Source organism: Spongiibacter sp. UBA1325, from assembly GCF_002306875.1.
GTDB classification, from domain to species: Bacteria; Pseudomonadota; Gammaproteobacteria; order Pseudomonadales; family Spongiibacteraceae; genus Spongiibacter; species Spongiibacter marinus.
On sequence record NZ_DBTD01000008.1, the window covers coordinates 7926 to 8383 of the forward strand.

1 protein-coding gene is annotated in these 458 nt (G+C 59.0%); it reads left to right on the forward strand.

The window, feature by feature from the left end:
- Positions 1-458: DUF1631 family protein (locus tag B3K78_RS08465; RefSeq protein WP_286695108.1), on the forward strand; the 458-nt coding region annotated here is incomplete at both ends.

Consider the following 458-nt stretch of genomic DNA (forward strand, 5'->3'; position numbering starts at 1 on the left):
CCCTCAGCGACCAGCAGCTTATTCGCGAAGCCGCCGCGATATTCGGGCGCAGCCATGTGAATCGTCGGCAGCTGTCCGCGAGCATCCTGGCCTCGCTGAACACCCTGCAAACCATTGTTAGTAGTGTGGCGCTGCGCGACCGCCAGCTATTTCTCAACCCGCTTCACCCTGCGCGCCAAATCAGTCACCAACTCGTCGCAAGCAGCGAACGCTGGCAGCATGCTGACCCGAGTTTGCAACAGAATTTCGAACGCGCCACCCGCGATATCGTCAAACAACTCAGCGGGCAAACCCCGTCTAGCGCAGACTTCAACGCGCTGCAGGAATCCGTGGATCAATGCTGTCAGCAGTTGGTGCAAAGCGCGAAACTCAACGACCGACGAAAGCTGCACGCCGAAGCGGGTAAACGCAGAATTACTCGGCTGCGCCGCAAGGTGCACGCCCTCATTGACCAGAAA